General features: G+C 72.5%; 21 protein-coding genes. 16 read left to right on the top strand and 5 right to left on the bottom strand.

Annotated elements, in window-relative coordinates; translation table 11 throughout:
* The 9 genes from VHA72_RS09495 to VHA72_RS09455 all read left to right on the top strand — a co-directional run.
* Positions 1–576 (top strand): DHHA1 domain-containing protein (locus VHA72_RS09495; protein WP_325574571.1); only part of this gene is annotated, 576 nt, incomplete at its 5' end.
* A gap of 10 nt (positions 577–586) precedes the next feature.
* Positions 587–1,057, top strand: coding sequence for a Holliday junction resolvase RuvX (gene ruvX, locus VHA72_RS09490; RefSeq protein ID WP_325574569.1), 471 nt, complete (start codon positions 587–589; stop codon positions 1,055–1,057).
* Positions 1,054–2,298: an endolytic transglycosylase MltG gene (mltG, locus tag VHA72_RS09485; protein ID WP_325574567.1), complete on the top strand. Its 1,245-nt coding sequence runs from the start codon at positions 1,054–1,056 to the stop codon at positions 2,296–2,298. The genes ruvX and mltG overlap by 4 nt, the downstream gene beginning before the upstream one ends.
* A 10-nt stretch (positions 2,299–2,308) precedes the next feature.
* A complete protein-coding gene (locus VHA72_RS09480) occupies positions 2,309–3,106 on the top strand; it encodes a shikimate dehydrogenase (RefSeq protein ID WP_325574565.1) in 798 nt (265 codons plus the stop codon).
* The gene (locus tag VHA72_RS09475; RefSeq protein ID WP_325574563.1) at positions 3,103–3,807 is read left to right on the top strand and encodes a prepilin peptidase; all 705 of its coding nucleotides are present in this window, start codon (positions 3,103–3,105) and stop codon (positions 3,805–3,807) included. Before VHA72_RS09480 ends, VHA72_RS09475 begins: the two co-directional genes overlap by 4 nt.
* Positions 3,808–3,829: 22 nt before the next feature.
* Positions 3,830–5,008 (top strand): chorismate synthase, encoded by a 1,179-nt coding sequence (aroC, locus tag VHA72_RS09470; RefSeq protein WP_325574561.1) that lies wholly within the window; start codon positions 3,830–3,832, stop codon positions 5,006–5,008.
* Positions 5,008–5,505 (top strand): shikimate kinase, encoded by a 498-nt coding sequence (locus tag VHA72_RS09465; RefSeq protein WP_325574559.1) that lies wholly within the window; start codon positions 5,008–5,010, stop codon positions 5,503–5,505. The genes aroC and VHA72_RS09465 overlap by 1 nt, the downstream gene beginning before the upstream one ends.
* Positions 5,502–6,575, top strand: a complete 1,074-nt coding sequence (gene aroB / locus VHA72_RS09460; RefSeq protein ID WP_325574557.1) for a 3-dehydroquinate synthase — start codon at positions 5,502–5,504, stop codon at positions 6,573–6,575. The genes VHA72_RS09465 and aroB overlap by 4 nt, the downstream gene beginning before the upstream one ends.
* Entirely contained in the window at positions 6,572–7,000 is a 429-nt protein-coding gene (locus tag VHA72_RS09455) for a type II 3-dehydroquinate dehydratase (RefSeq protein WP_325574555.1), read from the top strand. The genes aroB and VHA72_RS09455 overlap by 4 nt, the downstream gene beginning before the upstream one ends.
* Here VHA72_RS09455 and yczE read toward each other — a convergent pair.
* Positions 6,964–7,632: a membrane protein YczE gene (gene yczE, locus VHA72_RS09450; protein ID WP_325574553.1), complete on the bottom strand. Its 669-nt coding sequence runs from the start codon at positions 7,630–7,632 to the stop codon at positions 6,964–6,966. The genes VHA72_RS09455 and yczE overlap by 37 nt on opposite strands.
* A 62-nt stretch (positions 7,633–7,694) precedes the next feature.
* On the opposite strand from yczE, the gene yczR reads away from it, so the two are divergent.
* A complete protein-coding gene (yczR, locus tag VHA72_RS09445) occupies positions 7,695–9,128 on the top strand; it encodes a MocR-like transcription factor YczR (RefSeq protein WP_325574551.1) in 1,434 nt (477 codons plus the stop codon).
* 196 nt (positions 9,129–9,324) lie between these two features.
* Here yczR and VHA72_RS09440 read toward each other — a convergent pair whose 3' ends face one another.
* Positions 9,325–9,873, bottom strand: coding sequence for an RNA polymerase sigma factor (locus tag VHA72_RS09440; protein WP_325574549.1), 549 nt, complete (start codon positions 9,871–9,873; stop codon positions 9,325–9,327).
* Positions 9,874–10,461, bottom strand: a complete 588-nt coding sequence (locus VHA72_RS09435) for a hypothetical protein (protein WP_325574547.1) — start codon at positions 10,459–10,461, stop codon at positions 9,874–9,876.
* A gap of 181 nt (positions 10,462–10,642) precedes the next feature.
* Here VHA72_RS09435 and efp point away from each other — a divergent pair, with 181 nt between their 5' ends.
* A complete protein-coding gene (gene efp, locus VHA72_RS09430; protein ID WP_325574545.1) occupies positions 10,643–11,209 on the top strand; it encodes an elongation factor P in 567 nt (188 codons plus the stop codon).
* Positions 11,209–11,616, top strand: coding sequence for a transcription antitermination factor NusB (nusB, locus tag VHA72_RS09425; RefSeq protein WP_325574543.1), 408 nt, complete (start codon positions 11,209–11,211; stop codon positions 11,614–11,616). The genes efp and nusB overlap by 1 nt, the downstream gene beginning before the upstream one ends.
* A gap of 60 nt (positions 11,617–11,676) precedes the next feature.
* On the opposite strand, the gene relB is transcribed toward nusB, so the two are convergent.
* Positions 11,677–11,925, bottom strand: coding sequence for a type II toxin-antitoxin system RelB family anti-toxin (gene relB / locus VHA72_RS09420; protein ID WP_325574541.1), 249 nt, complete (start codon positions 11,923–11,925; stop codon positions 11,677–11,679).
* Positions 11,926–12,061: 136 nt separating this feature from the next.
* On the opposite strand from relB, the gene VHA72_RS09415 reads away from it, so the two are divergent.
* Positions 12,062–12,733, top strand: a complete 672-nt coding sequence (locus VHA72_RS09415; RefSeq protein WP_325574538.1) for a DUF4352 domain-containing protein — start codon at positions 12,062–12,064, stop codon at positions 12,731–12,733.
* Positions 12,734–12,829: 96 nt separating this feature from the next.
* Entirely contained in the window at positions 12,830–14,251 is a 1,422-nt protein-coding gene (locus tag VHA72_RS09410) for a fatty acid desaturase (RefSeq protein ID WP_325574536.1), read from the top strand.
* On the opposite strand, the gene VHA72_RS09405 is transcribed toward VHA72_RS09410, so the two are convergent.
* On the bottom strand, positions 14,248–15,453 hold the full coding sequence (locus VHA72_RS09405; RefSeq protein ID WP_325574534.1) for a PucR family transcriptional regulator: 1,206 nt from the start codon (positions 15,451–15,453) through the stop codon (positions 14,248–14,250). The two genes, VHA72_RS09410 and VHA72_RS09405, sit on opposite strands and share 4 nt — an antisense overlap.
* Before the next feature lie 116 nt (positions 15,454–15,569).
* Between VHA72_RS09405 and VHA72_RS09400 the strand changes: the two genes are divergently transcribed.
* Complete coding sequence (locus VHA72_RS09400) at positions 15,570–16,724, top strand: MinD/ParA family ATP-binding protein (RefSeq protein ID WP_325574532.1); 1,155 nt, start codon at positions 15,570–15,572, stop codon at positions 16,722–16,724.
* Between the two features lie 26 nt (positions 16,725–16,750).
* Positions 16,751–17,767 carry an NADPH:quinone reductase gene (locus tag VHA72_RS09395; protein WP_325574530.1) on the top strand — a complete coding sequence of 339 codons (1,017 nt, stop codon included), beginning with the start codon at positions 16,751–16,753 and terminating at the stop codon, positions 17,765–17,767.
* Positions 17,768–17,882 lie beyond the last annotated feature (115 nt).

The raw sequence follows: 17,882 nt of genomic DNA, 5'->3' as shown, positions 1-17,882 counted from the left end.
AGCGTCGGGTCGGGCAACCGCCGTATCGAGGCGTTCACCGGCCTGGAGGGCTTCCGCTACCTCGCCCGCGAGCGCGACGTGGTGGACCAGCTCACCGAGCTGCTCAAGACCCAGCCCGACGACCTGGTGGGTCGGGTGGGCGACCTGGTCGAGCGGCTCCGTGCCGCGGAGAAGGAGATCGAGAAGGCCCGCGTCGCGCGGCTGCTGGCCAGCGCGGGCAGGTTCGCCGAGGACGCCGTCGACGTGGACGGGGTCGCGGTGGTGGCCGCGCGGGCCGCCGGCGCCGGTGGCAACGACGTACGCACCCTGGCGATGGATGTCCGCGGCCGGTTCCCGGCGGACCGCCCCACGGTGGTCGTGCTGCTCGGCGACGCCGACGGCAGGGTCTCGATCGTGGCGACCGTCAACGAGGCCGGCCGGGCGCGCGGCCTCAAGGCGGGCGCGTTCGTGCAGGCACTCGCCCCGGTGCTCGGTGGTCGTGGCGGCGGCAAGGACGACCTGGCCCAGGGCGGTGGCAGCGACGTGGCCAAGATCGACGAGGCGCTGGCGCTGGTGCCGGGCCTGGCCCGGGTGTGATCCGGTCCTGATGCGGCACGGGGTACGGCTCGGCATCGACCCGGGGGACGCCCGGATCGGGGTGGCCCGCAGCGACCCCACGGGCTTCCTCGCCACCCCGGTCGAGACGGTCAGGCGCGGCCGAGGTGACATCGCCCGGATCCGTGCGATCCTGGCCGAGATCGCCGAGGAGAGCACCCTGCTGGAGGTGGTCGTCGGCCTGCCCCGTTCGCTGCGGGGTGGGGAGAACCCGGCGACGGCCAAGGTGCGCGACTTCGTGGGCGCACTCGCCCGCTCGGTGGCGCCGGTGCCGGTGCGTCTGGTCGACGAACGGCTCACCACGGTCAGCGCTGAGGCTATGCTCCGTGACCGCGGCCGGAAGGGCCAGGACCGCCGCGCCGTCGTGGACCAGGCGGCAGCCGTCCTGATCCTGCAGCACGCACTGGACACGGAGCGCTCCTCGGGAGAAGCGCCAGGAGAGATCGTCGAGGCGAGTCGATGAGTGACCCCAACGAGCCGCTGGGCCCGGGCTTCGCGCCCGAGCCGCCTGGCCGGGAGCCCGAGCCCGGCTACGAGCCCGGACAGCCCCACCAGCCGCAGGCCGAGCGGTACGAGGAGCCCGAGGTCCTGGCGCCGCGCCGGGCCGGCGCCCGTCGGGCGACCCGGCGGCGAGGCCGCGGCGTGTCCGGCTGCCTCGCCGTACTCATCGCCCTCGTCGTGGTGCTCGGCGGCCTCTACTACGGCGGCAACAAGGGCTACCACTACCTCAAGGACCACCTCGGCTCGAGCGCGGCGGACTACGCCGGCCCGGGCGAGGGCAGTGTCACCTTCGAGGTCAACAAGGGCGACTCGGCGACCCAGATCGGCCGCAACCTGAAGGCGGCCGGCGTGGTGGAGTCGGTGGACGCGTTCGTGGCCGCCGCCCAGGACGATCCGCAGGCGGCCGGCCGGATCCAGGTCGGCTTCTACCAGCTGAAGAAGCACATGAAGGCCGCCGATGCGCTGGCCGTGCTGATCAACCCCAAGAGCCTGATCCAGGACGCGGTCGTGGTGCCCGAGGGCGCCCGGGTGGCACAGATCGTCGACACCATCGTGCAGCGCAGCGACATCACGAGGTCGGCCGTCCTGGCCGCGCTGAAGAACCCCACTGCGCTCGGTCTGCCGCCGGAAGCCAAGGGCAATCCGGAGGGCTACCTGTTCCCGGCCACCTACGAGGTGGTGCCGGGCGAGACCGCCACCGAGCTGCTCAAGCAGATGGTGGCCAAGGCGGCGCAGGTGGACAAGGAGCTGGACCTGACCGACCGTGCCGCCGACGTCGGCCTGACGCCGGAGCAGGTGGTGACGGTGGCGAGCATCCTGGAGTACGAGGCCAAGCGCACCGAGGACTATCCGAAGGTCGCGCGCGCTATCTACAACCGGCTCAAGGCGGGCATGCCGCTGCAGTCCGACGCCACCGTCTCGTACGCGAACAAGGTCAGCGGGCAGGTGTGGACCACGCAGGCGATGCGGAGCAACTCCTCGCCGTACAACACCTACCAGCACACCGGCCTGCCGCCGGGGCCGATCGGCAACCCGGGCGAGGCGACCCTCAAGGCGGCGCTGAACCCGGCCGACGGTCCGTGGCTGTACTGGGTCGTGGTCAACCTCAAGACCGGCGAGACGGTCTTCTCGACCACGCTGGCCGAGCACAACAAGGCGGTCGCGCAGTTCCAGGAGTACTGCAAGACCTCGGACGCCTGCTGAGGTGGTGCCGATGCGCTGCGCCGTCCTGGGCGACCCGATCGAGCACTCGCTCTCGCCGGTGCTGCACCGGGCCGGCTACGAGGCGCTCGGTCTGGCCTGGACCTACCAGACCCGTCGGGTGAAGTCGGGAGACCTGGCGTGGTTCCTGAGCACCCTCGACGAGTCCTGGCGCGGGCTGTCGCTGACGATGCCGCTCAAGCGCGAGGCGATGGCGATCGTCGCGGACGTCTCCCACCGGGCCCGGCTGGTCGGCGCGGTCAACACGCTGGTGCGCACCACCTACGGCTGGGCCGGCGACAACACTGACCTGCCCGGCGCGGTCGCCGCCGTCCGGGAGCGGTACGACGGCCCGATCCGCTCGGCCGCGATCCTGGGTGCCGGTGCCACGGCCGCCTCGACCGGTCTGGCCGCGGTCGAGCTCGGTGCCGGTGCGGTGACGCTGCTGGCCCGTGACGCGGCCCGGGCCGAGGAGACGCGTGCCGTGATCGCGGCCCACCCGGCCGCGCCGACGGTCGCGGTCGCGCCGCTCGACGCCCGCCCCGAGGTCGACCTGCTGGTCTCGACCATCCCGGTCGCCGCCCAGACCGACGACCTGGTGGCGGCCTGGCGCGAGGCGCCGGCGCTCTTCGACGTCGTCTACGACCCCTGGCCGACGCCGCTGACCAGCGCCGCCACGGGCGCGGTGATCAGCGGGCTGGACCTGCTGGTGAACCAGGCGGTGCCGCAGTTCGAGCTGTTCACCTCGCAGCCGGCACCGCTGGAGGCGATGCGCGCTGCCGGCGAGGCGGCGCTCGGCGCCCGGGGATGAGCTCGGCCGCGCCCGCGATGGCGCTGCTGGCGGCCGTCCTGGGCGCGGGCGTCCCGGCGCTGGTAGCGCGGCTGCCCGAGCCGGTCGAGCACGACGCGCCGCCGGAGGAGGGCCCCAAGGAGCCGTACGCCGTCCTGGGTCGGCGCCGCTGGCTGCTCCCGACGGCCGCGCTCGCTTCGGCCGCGATCGCGCTGCTGATCGGCGCCCGGCTCGGCGACGACCGGGTGGCATGGGTGATGGCGGTGCTGGCGCCGGTGCTGGTGCTGCTCGCCGTGGTCGACTGGCGCACCCGGCTGCTGCCCCGGGTGGTGGTGCTGCCGGCCACCGGCGTACTCCTGCTGCTGGTGCTGGCGGAGTGGGTCGCGACACGGGACGCAGCCGTGCTGGTGCGGGCGGTGGCGGCGATGCTGGTCGCCCGGTCGTTCTTCTGGGTCCTGTGGTTCGTCAGGCGGGCCGGGATGGGCTTCGGCGACGTCCGGCTCGCGGCCCTGCTCGGGCTGGTGCTGGGCCGGGTCGGCTGGAACCCGTGGCTGATCGGCCTGTACGGCGGCCTGCTCCTGTTCGGCCTCTTCGGCATCACGCTGATGCTCGTCCGGCGCGACCGCAGCACGCTGAAGCGGGCCTACCCGTTCGGACCGTTCATGATCGCCGGCGCCGTGCTCGGCATCCTGCTCGGTGGATCGGTGCACGTCGTGGCCTGAGCCGCATGGGAGACTGTGCGCCATGTTGCGCTGGCTGACCGCGGGCGAGTCCCATGGCCCCTCCCTGGTCGCGATCCTGGAAGGGCTGCCCGCCCACGTCCGGATCACGTCCGAGCAGATCGGCGACGCCCTGGCGCGCCGTCGACTGGGCTACGGCCGCGGCGCGCGGATGAAGTTCGAGCGCGACGAGGTGACCATCGTCGGCGGCGTCCGGCACGGCGAGAGCCAGGGCGGTCCGGTCGCCATCCAGGTCGGCAACACCGAGTGGCCCAAGTGGGAGACGGTGATGTCGGCCGACCCGGTCGACGCGGAGGTGCTGGAGAAGCAGGCCCGCAACGCGCCGCTGACCCGGCCGAGACCCGGCCACGCCGACCTGGCCGGCATGCAGAAGTACGACTTCGAGGATGCCCGCCCGATCCTGGAGCGTGCCTCGGCCCGCGAGACCGCCGCTCGGGTGGCGCTCGGGTCGGTGGCGAGCGCGTTCCTCGAGCAGAGCGTCGGCGCTCGGATCGTCAGCCACGTGATCGAGCTCGGCGGGGTGCGCACGACCGGCACCGAGCTGCCGACCCCCGAGGACGTAACCCGGCTGGACGAGGACCCGGTGCGCTGCCTGGACGCCGACAGTTCCAAGCTCATGGTCGAGCGGATCGACCAGGCGCACAAGGACGGTGACACGCTCGGCGGGGTGGTCGAGGTCGTCGTCTACGGCCTGCCGCCGGGGCTGGGCTCGCACGTGCACTGGGATCGCCGGCTCGACGCCCGCCTGGCCGGCGCGCTGATGGGTATCCAGGCGATCAAGGGTGTCGAGGTCGGCGACGGCTTCGAGCTCGCCGCGACCCCGGGCAGCCTGGCGCACGACGAGATCGTGCCGACCGCCGAGGGCATCGTGCGCACCAGTGGCCGTAGCGGCGGCACCGAGGGCGGCATGACCACCGGCGAGGTGCTGCGGGTGCGAGCCGCGATGAAGCCGATCGCGACGGTGCCGCGGGCGCTGCGCACCGTCGACGTCGCCACCGGCGAGGAGGCCGTCGCGCATCACCAGCGCAGCGACGTGTGCGCCGTACCCGCCGCCGGGATCGTCGCCGAGGCGATGGTCGCGCTGGTGCTGGCCGACGCGGTGGTGGAGAAGTTCGGCGGCGACTCGGTCGGCGAGACCCGGCGCAACGCCGAGTCCTACCTGGCCAACCTGCGCTACCGCTGATGGCACCGCGCGTCGTGCTCGTCGGCCCGATGGGGGCGGGGAAGACCACCGTCGGCCGGATCCTCGCCGAGCGGTGGGGCACCGGCGTGCGTGACACCGACGAGGACGTGGAGGCGGTCGTCGGCAAGAGCGTGCAGGACATCTTCGTCGACGACGGCGAGGCGGCCTTCCGCGCGCTGGAGAAGGCGGCCGTGAGGCGGGCGCTGGCCGAGCACGACGGCGTGCTGTCGCTGGGCGGCGGGGCGGTGCTCGACCCCGACACCCGGGCGCTGCTCGCCGGTCGGCCGGTGGTCTTCCTGCGGGTCGGGTTGGCGGACGCGTCCCGGCGGGTCGGGCTGGGGCAGGGGCGGCCGCTGCTGCTGGGCAACGTCCGCAGCCGGATCAAGGCCCTGCTCGAGGAGCGCAACCCCGTCTACGAGGCGGTCGCCGCCCTGGTCGTCGACACCGATGGCCGCACGCCCGCCGAGGTGGCGGCCGAGATCGAGGAGAAGCTGTGAGCACTGTCGTCAGCGTCGGGACGTCGTACGAGGTCGTCATCGGTCGCTGCCTCGCCGACCGGCTGCCGGCGATCCTCGGCGAGCGGGTCGAGCGGGTGGCCCTGCTCTACGCCGGCGAGCTCGGCGACCAGGCCGAGCGCTACGCCGAGGCGATGCTGGCGCACTACGACGTGCACGGGATCGGGTTGCCCTCGGGGGAGGCGACCAAGACCTACGACATCGCGGTCCAGTGCTGGGAGGCGCTCGGCGAGCTCGGCTTCACCCGCTCGGACGCCGTGGTCACCTTCGGCGGCGGGGCCACCACCGACCTGGGCGGCTTCGTGGCGGCGACCTGGCTGCGCGGGGTGCGCGTCGTGCACGTGCCGACCACGCTGCTGGCGATGGTCGACGCGGCGGTCGGCGGCAAGACCGGGATCAACACCGGCGCCGGCAAGAACCTGGTGGGCGCCTTCCACGAGCCCGCCGGTGTCCTGTGCGACCTCGACCTGCTCGCCACGCTGCCCGCCGAGGAGCTCGTGGCCGGGCTCGGGGAGGTGGTCAAGTGCGGCTTCATCGCCGATCCCGAGATCCTGACGATCGTAGAGAACGCCGATCGGTTGGACGCCGCGTCGCCCGAGATCGAGGAGCTGGTCGAGCGCGCCGTGCGGGTCAAGGCGGCGGTGGTCGCGGCGGACCTGAAGGAGACCGGCGGCGTGGACGGACACCCCGGGCGTGAGGTGCTCAACTACGGGCACACCCTCGCGCACGCGATCGAGAAGCACAGCGGCTACGGCATACGGCATGGCGAGGCGGTCGCGATCGGCTGCGTCTACGCCGCCGAGATCGCGGCCCGCTCCGGCCTCATCGACGCCGACCTGCTGGCCCGGCACCGCTCCGCGTTCGCGAAGGCGGGCCTGCCGACGTCGTACCACGGCGCCTCCTTCGACGACCTGATCGGTGCGATGCGGGTCGACAAGAAGGCCAGGGGCTCGGTGCTGCGCTTCCTGGTGCTGCGCGGCCTGGCCGATCCGACCATCCTGGCCGGGCCGCCCGAGGAGCTGCTGCGCGAGGCGTTCGAGGCGCTGTCATGAGGGTGCTGGTGCTCAACGGCCCCAACCTGGGTCGGCTGGGCAAGCGGCAGCCGGAGATCTACGGCCACACCACCTACGCCCAGCTGGTCGCGCTGTGCGTGGAGTGGGGCCGGGACCTCGGCTTGGAGGTGGAGGTCCGCCAGACCAACCACGAGGGCGAGCTGGTCGACTGGCTCAATGTCGCCGCCGACGAGCACACCCCGGTGGTACTCAACGCCGCGGCGTTCACGCACTACTCCTACGCCGTCTACGACGCGTGCGCCCAGCTGGAGGCGCCGCTGGTCGAGGTGCACCTCTCCGACCCGTTCACCCGGCCGGAGGAGTGGCGGCACACCAGCGTGGTCAGCCCACATGCGGTCAGGGTGATCGCCGGGAAGGGCGTGGACGGCTACCGCGAGGCGCTGGCGGCGATCGCCGGCTCCTGAGCCGGGCCGACGTCCACGATCCAGGCCGGCAGCCAGCGCTGGGCCAGCGGGCCGATCGTCAGCGCGTACAGCACCGTCCCGAGGCCGAGGCTGCCGCCGAGCAGCAGGCCGATGACGACCACGGTGACCTCCAAGCCGGTGCGCACCAACCGGATCGACGCGCCGGTACGGCGCACCAGGCCCGTCATCAGCCCGTCGCGCGGCCCGCGGCCGAACTGCGCGCCGATGTAGAGCGCGGTCGCGAACGCGCACAGCGCCACCCCGCCGACGGTGAACAGCACCCGGAGGGCCATCGGGTGCGGTGCCGGCAGCACCGCCAGCACGGCGTCGGCGCTGGAGCCGATCAGCAGGGTGTTGGCGATGGTGCCGATGCCCGGCTTCTCCCGAAGCGGGATCCACAGCAGCAGCACCAGCACGCTGACCACGATCACCATCTGGCCCAGGTCGAGCGGCAGGTAGCGGATCAGGCCGGAGTGGAGGACGTCCCAGGGAGCCAGGCCCAGTCGGCCGCGCACCATCAGCGCCAGCGAGGCGCCGTAGAGCACCAGGCCGACCAAGAGCTGGGTGAGGCGGCGAGGGAGTCGCCCGGCACGCAGCTGCGCGACCGGTCCGAGGTCGGCGAGGGACGTCATGCCTCCATGGTCCGGTCTGATTGGACTGTTGTGAAATAGCCAATCGTGAGAAGGTGGACTGCATGCACCGGTCCATCACGCCGACCCGCCTGGTCGAGTTGATCGGCGCCTTCGACCGGACGCCGGCCTACCTGGGTCTCGCCGACGCGCTCACCCTGCTCATCGGTGACGGCCGGATCGCGCTCGACGTGCGCCTGCCCAGCGAGCGCGACCTGGCGACGGCGCTCGGCGTCTCGCGCACCACCGTCACCCGTGCCTACGCCAGCCTGGTGGAGAGCGGGTTCGCGGTGGCGGTCCGCGGTGCCGGCACCTTCACCCGGGTGCCCGGCGGCCGGTCCCGGGCGCACGACCAGGCGCTGACGCCCTCGCCCGACGAGAGCCTGATCGACCTGACCTGCGCGGCCGCCACCGCGCCGCCCGGCATCGCCGAGGCGTACGCCGCGGCCGTCGCCGAGCTGCCGGCGTACCTGGGCGGTCATGGCTACTTCCCGGTCGGGCTCCCGGCGCTGCAGGCCGCGATCGCCGCCACCTACGACGCCCGGGGGCTGCCCACCCGTCCCGAGCAGATCATGGTGACCTCGGGCGCGCTGGGCGCCGCCGCGATCGTGGCGCGGGCGCTGGTGGCGCCGCGCGACCGGGTACTGGTGGAGTCGCCGACGTACCCCAACGGCGCCGACGCGCTGCGCCGGGTCGGCGCCCGGTTCGTCGCCGCGCCGGTCGAGCCCGACGGCTGGGATGTCGACGGGATGGTCGCCACGGTGCGGGCGAGCCGGCCGGCCTCGGCGTACCTGCTGGTGGACTTCCAGAACCCGACCGGCCTGGTGATGCCGGCACAGGACCGGCGCCGGCTGGGGAGCGCACTGACCCGGGCCGGGACGGTTCCGATCGTGGACGAGGCGCACCAGGCGCTGGCGCTGGACGGGCAGGAGATGCCGCCGCCGTTCGCCGCGTTCGCACCGGGCACGGTGACGCTGGGCAGCGCGTCGAAGGCCTTCTGGGGAGGACTGCGGATCGGCTGGGTGCGGGTGCCCGACCAGGTCACCATGGACCGCCTGGTCGATGCCCGGCTCGGCCTCGACCTCGGTGCGCCGCTGGTCGAGCAGCTCGCGGTGACGCATCTGCTGGCCGCGCCGGAAGCGACCCGGGCGGCGCACATCGCCCGGCTGCGGACGCAGCGCGAGGCGCTGGTGACCGCGCTGCGGGAGCGGCTGCCGACGTGGGAGTTCCGGGTGCCGTCGGGCGGGATGTGCGTGTGGTGCCGGCTGCCGGCACCGCTGGCGACGCCGTTGGCAGCGGCCGCCGAGCGGGCCGGCGTGGCGATCGCGCCGGGACCGATCTTCAGCGTCGAGGGCGGCCTCGAGCGGTTCGTCCGGATCCCGTGGACCCGGTCCGGCGCCGACCTGGAGAACGCCGTGGAGGCGCTCGCACGGGCCTGGGCCGGGCTGCGCGGACGCCGACCGCAGCCGCAGCCGCGTGACCGGGTGATCGTCGCCTAGTGCGGCCCGGCCCCCGCCACCGCGGCCGCCTGCGCCGCCGTACGCCTGCTCCCCAACACGCCCGTTCCCCAACACGCCCGTTCCCCCAAAGTGTCACCGTGATAGTTGGCGTGCGGGGTGACACTTTGGATGTGTCACCCCCGGCGCAAAGTGTCACGGTGACAGTTTGGAGAGGACAGTTGGGGTCGAGCCCCGCCTAGACCGCCCAGCCGGCGGCGCGCAGCCGGCGTAGCCCGCGCTGGCGGGCGACCCGGACCGCCGGCCGGCTGATGCCGAGGATCCGCGCCGTCGTCGCCACGTCGAGATCGACCACGTCGATGCAGGCGATCACCTCGCCCTCCCGCTGGGGCAGCATCGCGAGCGCCCGGCGGACCGCCTCGGCCGTCTCCACCGGGCCGGTCACCGTCTCCATCGGCAGGGTCGGCTCGGGCATGGCGGACATCGCGTACGTCGCTCGCCGGGCGGACTTGCGCCGCGCGTTCAGCACGTGATTGCGGGCGATCCCGAACAGCCAGCCGGCGAAGGCGTCGTCGTCGCCCTCGAAGTCGGCGATCCGGCTCGCCGCGACGGACCATGCCTCCATTGCGAGGTCGTCGTGATCGGCCGCGGGATCGCCGGTGGGCAGTTGCCGGAGCCACAGCACCAAACGCCCGGCGTGCGCGTCGTACAGCGCTCGCCAGGCGGTCGGGTCTCCGTCACGGGCCAGCTCGACCCAGGGTCGAGCAGGGCCGGTCGCATCGCTCACTCAGCCTCCGTGGCCACCGGGGTCGGAGTCCTGGCCGGAGCCGCCCGTCGCGTCGGCGGCGGACTCGGCGGGACGGCGGCTGGGCGTGGGCCGCGGTGGGTGCGCCGGATGCGTCGGGTGGCTCGGCTGGGCGCTCCTGGTGGGATGGGTGGGGTGGCTCGGATGCGCCGGGTGCGTCGGATGGCTCGGGTGGGACGGCTGCGCGGGGTGGCCCGGATGCGCCGGGCGGGCGGGACGGGCCGGGTGGCTCGGGTGGGCGGCTTCGCTGGTGGGGTCGGCGCCGGCCGACCCCGACGGGCCGGCGGGCGAGGTGGAGCGTCCCGGCGCGGTGGGGTGCGGGGAGAGGTCGTGACCCGGGATCACCGTCGACGGTCCGGTGACATGACGTACCACGCTCTGAGCGCCGTAGGCCAGTCCGCCGGTGCCCGCGACCACGACCACCGCCGCGAGCGGGAGCCGCCAGCGGGCCCGGCGTCGTACCGGTGTGGGGGTGGAGGCGCGTGCCAGCAGCGCCAGTCGCTCGCCGAGCGAGTCGTCGGCGGTGCGGACCGGCGGCGGCAGGCGCAGCGGGTTCGGCTTGTCGGTCATGGTGGTTCCTGGGAAGTCTGCCGATGGGGTGGCTCGCTGGCTACATGTCGTCAGCAGCGCCGAATGCGACATCTCGGTTTCCGGTCCCGCAGCCCGCGCCGATAGACTCGGTCGCTGGCGCCTGTGCGCCGTACGAGCTCTTGACAACCTGCACAGATCAGAAGGCTGGCGTAGCAACCACATGGCAACCACGAACGACCTCAAGAACGGCATGGTTCTCAACATCGACGGCCAGCTCTGGCAGGTCACGGAGTTTCAGCACGTGAAGCCGGGTAAGGGCCCCGCCTTCGTCCGGACCAAGCTGCGCAACGTCGAGTCGGGCAAGAACGTCGACAAGACCTTCAACGCCGGCACCAAGGTCGAGACCGCGACGGTCGACCGCCGCACGATGCAGTACCTGTACAACGACGGCAGCAACTTCGTCTTCATGGACGTGCAGACCTACGACCAGATCGAGGTCGCCCCCGAGATCGTCGGTGACGCGGCGAACTTCATGCTGGAGAACACCGAGGCCATCGTGGCCACGAACGACGGTCGCGTGCTCTTCATCGAGATCCCCGCCTCCGCGGAACTCGTGGTGACCTACACCGAGCCCGGCGTGGTCGGCGACTCCGCCACCGGCCGCACCAAGCCGGCCACCCTGGAGACCGGCGCCGAGATCCAGGTGCCGCTGTTCATCGAGCAGGGCGAGAAGATCAAGGTCGACACCCGCGACGGCGGCTCCTACCTGAGCCGCGTGAAGTCCTAGTGGCGGCTCGCTCCAAGGCTCGCAAGCGGGCCCTCGACCTGCTCTTCGCCGCCGAGGCGCGGGGAACGTCGCCCGTCGACCTGCTCGAGCAGCAGATCGCCGACGGCGAGGGTCCGACGAACGAGTACACCGTCACCCTCGTCCGCGGCGTCGTGGCCGAGCAGGACACCATCGACGGCATCCTGGCGCGCTACGCGCAGGGCTGGACGCTGGGCCGGATGCCGGCCGTGGACCGCAACGTGCTGCGGCTGGGCGCCTGGGAACTCCTGTACGCCGAGGACGTGCCCGACCATGTCGCCCTCAGCGAGGCGGTCGAGCTCGTCCGCGAGTTGTCCACCGACGAGTCGCCGCAGTTCGTGAACGGCGTCCTCGGGGCCATCCAGCGGGACAAGGCCAGCCTGGTCTGAGGCTGCGGCCGGACCATCGACACGGGAGCGCCCGGGCTGTTGCCCGGACGCTCCCGTCGTTCAGTCGTGCCACTCGAGGTCGAGGCGGATGCCGTGCAGCAACTCGGTCGGCTCGATCCCGATCGCGGCGGCCACGCGCAGGTACTTCGAGATCCCGCTGTCGGTCTCGCCTCGCTCCATCCGCGCCACCTGGGTCACGCCCATGCCGCTGCGTCGCGCGACGGCCTCCTGGGTGAGATGGCGCCGTACTCGCTCGGCGCGGAGGTTCGATCCGATCCGTTCCAGCAGATCGGTGGTGGTGGCGGCCATGAGGGCACCAGCCTGACCGCATCACTTGGTCGCTGCCAGAACACGAAAGTGCAGATACAACACGAATATGTGCTCTAAGGTTCGGTCCAGGTTGTGTCCCGACCGAGGGACGCCACGAACAGCAAGGAACGGACAGATGAGTGACCCCACCCCGGGCTTCGACCCTGGTGTCAACCCGAAGGCGGCGGCGAAGGCGGCCAAGGCCTACGCGAAGGCATCCCGTCCGTGGTACCGCAAGAAGCGCTGGTGGCTGCTGGCGGCGGTCGTCGTCATCGTGATCATCGTGGTCGCGACCAACAACGGCGGCTCGGACGGACCGAAGAAGGTCGACACCGCCGGCAGCGCCTCGACCAGCGGCTCCAAGAGCGGCTCATCGACGGGCGGCAGCGACACCGCCGGCACCGAGAAGAACCCGATCAAGGTCGGCGAGACGGTCGAGCTGGCCGGCACCCGCTACACGGTCAAGAAGGTCGACACCACCTCGCAGGTCGGCGGCGACTTCGGTGCGAAGGCCGACGGAAAGTTCGTCGTCGTCACGCTGACGATCGAGAACATGAAGAACGAGACGAAGACCTTCAGCGAGTCCGCGGCGAAGCTCGTGGCCACCGACGGCACGCAGTACTCGACCGACGACGACGGCTCGATCTTCGCGGACAACTCGCTGATCCTGGCGGACATGCAGCCCCAGCTGCCGAAGACCGGCGTCCTGGTCTTCGACGTGCCGCCGTCGAAGCTGGCTGGCGCGAAGCTCAAGGTCAGTGACCTGTTCGGCAAGGGCGACGCGTACGTCGACCTCGGCCTGAAGTGAGCCAGCGGGTGCCTTTGTGCTGTGGCACAAAGGCACCCGTCGCATTTGGGGCGGTGACCAGTGACGCCGGGCCGGACGGCGTGTGACGCTCGTCTCATGACGGCACTGGATGCGAGCGGCACCGTTCCCGAGGGCACGACCGAACGGTGGCGCGACAAGAAGCGGTATCTGTGGCTGATCGGCCTCGTCGTGCCGAGCCTGGCGTTCCTGGCGCTCGGCGGGTATGCGCTGACCGGATGGGGCGTGTGGCTGTGGCTGGGCCCGATCGTGATCCTGGTGATCGTGCCGGCGATCGACCTGCTCGCCGGCCTGGACGGCTCCAACCCTCCCGACGACGTGATCGAGGCGCTGGAGAAGGACAGGTACTACCGCTGGATCACCTTCGCCTTCCTCCCCATCCAGTACGCCGGCTTCGTGGTGGCGATGTGGCTCATCGCGACCCGGGACTGGCCGGTGGTGGACCGGGTCGGCCTGGCGATCAGCATCGGCTGCATCGGCGGCATCGGCATCAACACCGCCCACGAGCTCGGGCACAAGCGCGAGGCCAACGAGCGCTGGCTGTCGAAGATCGCGCTGGCGCAGAGCTTCTACGGCCACTTCTACATCGAGCACAACCGCGGCCATCACGTCCGCGTTGCCACCCCGGAGGACCCCGCGTCCAGTCGGGTGGGGGAGAGCTTCTACCGGTTCTGGCCGCGCACCGTCTCGGGGTCGCTGCGTTCGGCATGGAACCTGGAACGGCGCCGCTACGCCCGCCGCGGACAGCACCCGTTCCGGATCGGCAACGACGTGCTCAACGCCTGGCTGATGTCGGCCGTACTCTGGGCCGCGATGATCGCCTGGCTGGGGGTGGGCATCGCGCCGTACCTCCTGCTGCAGGCCGTGGTCGGCTTCAGCCTGTTGGAGATCGTCAACTACATGGAGCACTACGGGATGCTGCGGCAGAAGGTCGGCGTCGGCGAGCGGCAGCGCTACGAGCGGGTCGATCCGAGCCACTCGTGGAACTCCAACAACATCGCCACCAACGTGCTGCTCTATCACCTGCAACGGCACAGCGACCACCACGCCAACCCCACGCGGCGCTACCAGACGCTGCGCGACTACGCCGAGAGCCCGGTGCTGCCGACCGGGTACGCCGGGATGATCGTGCTGGCGCTGGTCCCGCCGCTGTGGCGCCGAGTGATGGACCCGCGCGTGGTCGCGCACTTCGACGGCGACCTGCGCCGGGCCAACGTGCAGCCTGGCAAGCTCGACCGGCTGCTGGCGCGCTGGCCGGTGCCGGCCGCGGTGCTGGCGGCCGAGGCCCGCGAGGACGTCACCCGGCACACCTTCGACGATGGCGTCCGGGCGGCACGCTGCCCCGGCTGCGGCTACACCTACGAGGTCGACGCCGGCAACGAGCTGGAGGGCTTCGCTGCCGGCACCGCCTGGCGCGACATCCCCGACGACTGGTGCTGTCCCGACTGCGGGGTGCGGGAGAAGGTCGACTTCATCCCGCTCACCGAGCTGCCGGTCTAGTTGCCGGTCTGGCGTCGGCCGAACGCCGCGTCGTACCGCAGGGCCAGGTCGAGGTCGCCGCGGCGCTCGCTGAGCGGACGCCCGAGCAGGTCCTCGGCCTGGCCCAGCCGGTAGCGCACGGTGTTCTTGTGCACGCCGAGCGTGCGGGCGGCCTCCTCCACTCCGGCGGAGGCCAGGAAGACCCGCACCGTCTCGCGCAGTCGATCCCGACCCGGTACGTCGTCGGCCAGCGCGCCCAGCGTGCGAGCGACGAAGCGGGCGGCGGTCGCCGGGTCGCGGGCCAGTAGGGCCAGCGCGGCCACGTCGTCGTACCGGGTCAGCGCCGGTGGGGCCGGCTGGGCCGCCGCCACCTGCTGGGCGGCCAGCGCCTCCTGGTGGGCCGTCACGAACCCGTCCGGGCCGCGGGCCGGACCGCCGATCGCGACGTGGACTCCGCGGTCCTCCGGCACCTGGACCGCGTCGGTCGCGGCCGTGGACAGCCACATCCACAGCTCCCGGCCACCCGGCTCGACCAGCAGCGGGCGCAGGCCGCCGACGTGGCCGGCGAGGGTGTGCGCGAGCGGCTCGAGCCGCACCGTCGCGTCCGGTGTGGTGGCGCGCAGGAGGACCGCGGTGTGCGGGCCGGCCAGCGGGTAGCCGCCGAGCGCCGTGGCCAGGTCGCGGGCGTCCGGGTCCTCGCCGGCCAGCAGGGCGCGCACCACCTCGAAGCGCTGCGCCGTACCGCTGTGCCGGATCCGGCGCCGCTCCTCCTGGTGCACCAGGATCGACGCCTCGGTGACCCGGTCGAGCCAGCGCCCGGCCCGGGTCCAGAAGTCGACCAGCAGGGCGGTCGCATCCACCCCTGGCGGTGCCAGCCGGGCCACCTCGATGGCGTAGGCCCAGGCCTCCCGCTGGGCGGCCCGGTACGCCGCCAGCAGCACCGGCAGGTCGACGTGCCGGCGGGCGAGCTCGGCGGCCACCTCGGCCGCGCTCGGCACCACCACCGGCTCCGGGCGGTCCTCGGCCAGGGTCGCGAGGAACGCCTGCCACTGGTCGCGCACGGTGGTGGTGACCATCGCCGCGAGCTCGGCGTCGCGGGCCAGCTCGCTGGTCTCGCCGAGGACGGCCGAGGCGATCCGGTCGACCCATGCGGCGACGTGGTCCGGCGTGGCCTCGAGCGCGACGAACGCCGCCACCCAGGCCTGGTCGGCGTCGGTGCTCATCCGTGCTCCTGTCGCTGCTTCCCTGCGCGGTCCCTGTGGAGGGCCGTTTGTGGTGCGGTCGGTTCGGACATAGTTTGTCCCAGACGCTGCTGACCTGCTCGGAGGAGAGAAGCGCCATGAGCCAGGGCACTCCCGACCCGTTCTCGGGTCCGTTCCAGGAGGGGCACACCGCGGTGCGGCCCTTCACCCCCGCCGACCTGGGGGCGTACGCCGCGGGTCAGGCGGTCGGTGCGCCGCCACCGGGCCCCGTCGGCCCGCCGCCGGCCGCGCATGTCGCCCCGCCCGTGCCGCCTGTGCCTCCCGAGCCGGACCCGCCGGCCGCCGAGGTGCGGCGGTTCATGACCGCGACCGACTTCCTCGAGCGGCGTGCCGAGACCGCCGAGCAGGGGCCGGCCACGTGGGGCTGGCAGGGCTTCCTTCGCCGGATCACCGGCGGCCTGGTGTCGCCCGCGATGGGCCGGGCCGAGCGGGCTTACGTCCACGACCGGGCCAGCATCCAGCGCGACTTCGACGGACCCCGCACGATCGCCTTCATCAACCCCAAGGGCGGTGCCGCCAAGACCACCGGTGTGCTGATGGCCGGCTACACGTTCGGCACCGTGCGTGGCGGCGGCGTGATCGCCTGGGACGACAACGAGACCCGCGGCACGCTCGGGATCCGCGGCGCGCGGTCGAGCCATCGCAACACCACCCGCGAGCTGCTCACCGACATCGGCCGGTTCTCCGACATCTACCAGAGCCGGATCGGGGACCTGGGCGCGTTCGTGCGCTCCCAGGGCGATGCGCACTTCGACGTGCTGGCCTCCGACGAGCGGCCCGATGTCACCGGCCAGATCCACGCCGATGACTTCAAGGCGGTCCACCAGCTGCTGGAGCGCTACTACAAGCTGCTGATCCTCGACACCGGCAACAACCTGCGCGCCGAGAACTGGCTGGCAGCGGTCGAGGCCGCCGACCTGCTGGTGGTGACCAGCACCGTGCGCGAGGACACCGGCTACTCCGGTCTGTGGATGCTCGACGCGCTTCAGGACGCCGGCTACCAGAACCTGAAGTACCAGAGCATCACGGTGCTCTCCGACCCCTCGCCGCAGGTCGACCAGGCACTCGCCAAGGACCTGGTCGAGGTCTACCAGCAGCGCACTCGCGCGGTGTTCCGGGTGCCCTACGACCCGGCGCTGGTCTCCGGGTCGGTGGTGAACTACCACCGGCTCTCCAAGGCCACCCGGCGCTCCTGGCATCGGGCGTGTGCGGCGATGGCGGCCGCACTGTGACGGCCACGGCTGGGTAACGTCGGAGCATGCGCGCGATCGTCTACTCCGAGACCGGCCCCTCCTCCGTCCTGCGGCTCGTCGAGCGCGAGCTGCCCGAGCCGGGCCCGGGGGAGGTGCGCGTCCGGCTCGCGCGCGCCGGGGTGAACCCGACCGACTGGAAGCAGCGGGCGGGCGGCACCTACGGCCCGCTCGGCCCGGACGCGATCACGCCGGGCCAGGACGGCGCCGGCACCGTCGACGCGCTCGGGGAGGGGGTGGCGGGGATCGCCGTGGGCGACCGGGTCTGGCTCTACCTGGTCCAGCATGAGCAGCCGCACGGCACCGCCGCGGAGTACGCCGTCGTACCGCTGCGCAAGGCGGTGCCGCTGCCCGACAACGCATCCTTCGACGTGGGCGCCGCGCTCGGCGTCCCGGCGCTGACGGCACACCGGGCGCTGACCAGCGGCGAGCTCACCGATCGGATCGCTCCCGGCACCATGGCCGGGCAGACGGTGCTGGTGCACGGCGGGGCGGGCGCGGTGGGCAACGCCGCGATCCAGCTCGCCCGGTGGGCCGGGGCGACGGTGATCGCGACGGTGAGCAGCGAGGAGAAGGCGGCGCTGGCGATCGAGGCCGGCGCCCACCAGACGGTCAACTACCGGGTCGGTGACGCCGTCACGGCCGTCCAGGACCTCGCGCCGCAGGGCGTCGACCTAGTCGTCGACGTCGCCCCGGCGCAGAACAACGACCTCGATCGCGAGGTGATCCGCAACCGCGGCACGATCGCGATCTATGCCAACAACGGCGGCGACGAGCTCGTCATGCCGGTCCGGGCGACGTTCTCCAAGAACATCCGCTACCAGTTCGTGCTGCTCTACACCGTCGGCGACGACCTGCTGGCTCGGGCCGCCGAGGACGTGACCGCGGCGGTGGCCGCGGGGGCGTTCGGCGTGGGGGAGGAGTATGGCGTGCCTCTGACGCACTTCGCGCTCGAGGACACCGCTGCCGCCCACGACGCGGTCGAGGCCGGCGCGATCGGAAAGGTGTTGCTCGACCTCGCCTGAGGCTCCTCGGTGCCCTTTTTCTCCCGTCACGGCGGGGAGGGCTAGGCTGCCGCCGTACCGACATCCTTTAACGAGCCGTCCGGTGAGGCGGAGAAGGAGGTCCTCGCCGTGACGG

The organism is Nocardioides sp., assembly GCF_035547795.1.
Classification (GTDB): domain Bacteria; phylum Actinomycetota; class Actinomycetes; order Propionibacteriales; family Nocardioidaceae; genus Nocardioides.
Note: the sequence above shows the minus strand (reverse complement) of the source record. Positions and strands in the feature narration are given on the sequence as shown.